We start from the raw sequence: 3,926 nt of genomic DNA, 5'->3' as shown, positions 1-3,926 counted from the left end.
CCGGCAGACCCTTGTCGCGCCGTGGCAGGGCCGCTGTCTGGATATGGCGAAAATAACGGAACTTCTCGCCCATATTTCTGACTGGTATATCAGCCGGGGATATATTACCAGCCGCGCTTTTCTTACCGAGCAGGATCTCTCCGGCGGTCAGCTGAATATTGTTGTGCTGGAAGGCAGACTGGAAGCGATCCGTCTGGAAGGCGAAACGCCGCGTATGCTGAAAATGGCGTTTCCGGGACGGGTGGGCGGCATCCTTAATTTACGCGACATCGAACAGGGCATGGAGCAAATTAACCGTTTGCGCGCCGATCCGGTTCAGATTGAAATTCTTCCGGGAACGCAGGCCGGATATTCCATCGTTAATCTCACGGCAAAACCGGAATTTCCCTTAAGTGCATCGGTAAGCCTGGATAATAGCGGGCAGAAGAGTACCGGCGAAGATCAGCTGAGCGGCGTGCTCACCGCCAATAATATGCTGGGGCTGGCGGATAAATGGTTTGTCAGCGGCGGGCGCAGCAGCGATTTTGCCAGCGCGTACGATGCGCAGAATTTTCAGGCGGGCGTCAGCGTGCCGTTTGGCTATGGATTACTGGACTACAGCTACGCCTGGAGTAACTACCGGACCACCATCAGTAACCAGGGATTCAACTGGCTCTCCACGGGCGATACCAAAACCCACCGCGTTAACGCGTCCTGGGTGGTCTTCCGCAACGGGGAGGTGAAAACCGGCATTGCGGCAGGCGTGGTTCAGCGATCCAGCCGCAACTGGCTCAACGACGCGCCGCTTCAGAGCAGCACGCGCAACCTCTCCAGCCTGATTCTGGGCATTACGCACACGCAAAAAATGCTGGGCGGCGTGGCGACCTTCAACCCGACCTGGAGCCACGGCATGCCGTGGTTCAATGCCGAAACCGACGAAGATAAGTCCGGGGATATGCCGCGCGCGGAATTCCGTAAATGGAGCCTGAACGCCAGCTTCCAGCGTCCAGTCGCCCGTAACGCCTGGTGGCTGACCAGCGCCTACGGCCAGTGGTCGCCCGACCGGCTGTACGGCTCCGAGCGCCTGACGCTCGGCGGCGAAAGCTCCGTACGCGGTTTTAAAGAGCAGTACCTGTCCGGGGATAACGGCGGCTACTGGCGCAACGAGCTGGGGTATTCCCTCTTCACCCTTCCGGTGATTGGCGCAGTGAGCGCAACGGTCGCCGTTGACGGCGGCTGGCTGGAAAAAGACCGTCAGGACCGCTTTGCCTCCGGCACGTTATGGGGAGGCTCGGTGGGGCTGAGCAGCGCAGGGCGTTGGTACAGCAGCCAGATTTCGGTCGGCACGCCCCTGCACTACCCCGACTGGCTCGGCCCGGATCATGTGAGCGTTAACTGGCGCATTGCCTTCATGCTTTAAGAGACTCTACGACTATGGATACCCGTCACCCACCCGTTCGTTTCTCGCAGCGTCTGATCAGCTGGATTGTCTGCGGCCTGATGGTCTGGCAGCCGATGGCACCTGCCGTCGCGGCGGCGCTTACGCCAACCGGGCAGACCACGGTCGATCGGGCGGGGAGCGGGGTGCCGGTCGTCAACATCGCCACGCCCAACGGGGCGGGTATCTCGCATAACCAGTTCGGTGAGTATAACGTCGGCAAAGAGGGGCTTATCCTCAACAACGGCACGGACCGTTTAACCCAGACCCAGCTGGGCGGGCTTATCCAGAACAACCCCAACCTGCAGGCCGGGCGGGAAGCGAAAGGCATTATCAACGAAGTCACGGGCGCCAGCCGCTCGCAGCTGCAGGGCTATACGGAAGTCGCCGGTAAAGCAGCAAACGTCATGGTGGCCAACCCGTACGGCATTACCTGTAACGGGTGCGGATTTATCAACACCCCGAACGTCACCCTGACCACGGGGAAACCGCAGTTCGACGCCAGCGGTAACCTGCAGGCGCTGGAGGTGACGAAAGGCGCCATCACGGTTGAAGGCCAGGGGCTGGATGCCAGCAAGAGCGACGCGCTGTCGATTATTGCGCGCGCAACGGAAGTGAACGCCGCGATTCATGCGAACGACCTGACGGTGACGGCAGGAGCGAACCGCGTTGGCGCAGACGGCAGCGTCAGGCCGATTGCCGGTGAGGGTGCCGCGCCCGTGGTGGCCGTGGATACCGGCGCGCTCGGCGGGATGTATGCGAACCGTATCCGCCTGGTCTCCAGCGAGACGGGCGTGGGGGTGAACCTCGGCAACCTCACCGCGCGCCAGGGCGACATTCAGCTGGACGCGGGCGGGAAACTGACGGTCACGAACAGCCTGGCCAGCGGATCGATTACCGCGAACGGCGCGGGAGTGGCCCTCAACGGCAGCCATCAGTCCGGTGGCGCGCTGAATGTGGCCAGCTCGCAGGATGTGGAACTCAATAACAGCACGCTCGCCAGCCAGGGCGATATGCGCCTTTCCGCTGCGGGGAAAGTGCAGACGACGGGCGGCGGGACAAACAGCGCGGGGGCGCTGTCGGTGAGCAGCGGGCAGGGGATGACGCTCAGCAATACCTCCCTGGTCTCCCGCGGCGCGGCGACGCTGGACAGTAAAGCTACCCTGACCGTCAACGGCGGCGGCGTGTCGGCTCAGGGCGGGGCGCTAACCGTCACGAGCAAACAGGGAATGGCGCTTGCGGATGCGACGCTGACGGGTCAGGCCGACACCACGCTGTCCACCGACGGCAGCCTGACGCAGCGCGGCGGCAGCGTCACCAGCAAAGGCGCGCTCAGCGTGGCGGCCGGGAAAGATATCACGCTGGCGAATACCCGCAGCGGTAGCGATACCCGCGCGACCCTCAGCAGCGGCGGCACGCTGTCATCCACGGCCAGTGCGGTCTCGGCAGGAGAGAATCTGGCCCTGAGCGGCGGACAGCTGGTGATGGATGGCCAGAGCCGGGCCGATGCCACGGGCGATATCCGCCTGACGGGCAGCGCCATCAGTAATCAGGGGCAGGTGAATGCGGGGCGCGACATTGCCCTCTCCGGCGACAGGGTGTCCAGCAGCGGCCAGCTGGCGGCGAAAGGCCACCTTGACGTGAACGCAGGAGTGCTGACAAACGGCGGCACGGTGCAGGGTAACGACGTCACCCTGAAGGGGCAGACGGTCACTAACAGCGGTACCCTGCAGAGCGCAGGCAACCTGGCGCTGAGCGTTGGTACCCTGGAGCAGCGGGGCACGCTGAGCGCGAAAGGCAATGCAAACGTCACGGCGCAGCAGACCCTGCGTAACAGCGGCAGCCTGCTGGCTGACGGGGCGATGAGCGTGACGGCAGACGCGCTTGAACAGAATGGCACCCTGTCCGGCGCGACGGCGCTGACGGCGCAGGCCGGCACCCTGACCAGCGGTCAGGCGTCCCGTACCACCAGCCAGGGCAATGTACAGATTTCCGCGACCCGCAGCGCCAGCCTGAACGGGCAGACGGACGCGGCGGGGGCATTAACCGTCAGCACCGGCGACCTGACCACCGGCCGGGATGCGCATCTGCAGAGCGGGCAGGGGCTTACCCTGCAGGCGCAGAATGCCGCGCTGAACGGCACGCAGGCGGCGAAGGGTGCTCTGTCGGTGACGGCGGGCACCCTTGCGCACGCCGGGAAATCCACCGGTAACGCGCTGAGTTTTAACGCAACCGGCGACCTGACCAGCGGCGGAGAGCTTACCGCCAGCGCCATCGCGCTCAGCGGACAGAACATCCTCCAGTCCGGCGTCGCAAAAGCAGATCGCATGACCCTGACGGCTCCTGACCGCATCATCAGCAGCGGTACGCTGGTTGCCGGTACGCTGGCGCTGGACGCTGCCTCGGTGGAGAACAGCGGACTGCTGCAGGGGACCACCCTGCTCGGCCTGAAGACCGGGTCACTCACAAACCTCGCGGGCGGATCGGTCTACAGCACGCAGGATTTAAC

General features: G+C 63.9%; 2 protein-coding genes. Both read left to right on the top strand.

Annotated features, from left to right (window positions below; translation table 11 throughout):
* Positions 1-1,399: ShlB/FhaC/HecB family hemolysin secretion/activation protein (locus ACOTXT_RS22290; protein ID WP_421625466.1), on the top strand; the 1,399-nt coding region annotated here is incomplete at its 5' end.
* A 14-nt stretch (positions 1,400-1,413) separates the two neighbouring features.
* Positions 1,414-3,926, top strand: a 2,513-nt coding sequence (locus tag ACOTXT_RS22285; RefSeq protein ID WP_421625465.1) for a filamentous hemagglutinin N-terminal domain-containing protein, incomplete at its 3' end; no start/stop codon positions are given.

The sequence above is a fragment of the Enterobacter cloacae complex sp. IR5422 genome (assembly GCF_049238165.1).
Taxonomy (GTDB): Bacteria; Pseudomonadota; Gammaproteobacteria; order Enterobacterales; family Enterobacteriaceae; genus Enterobacter; species Enterobacter roggenkampii.
Note: the sequence above shows the minus strand (reverse complement) of the source record. Positions and strands in the feature narration are given on the sequence as shown.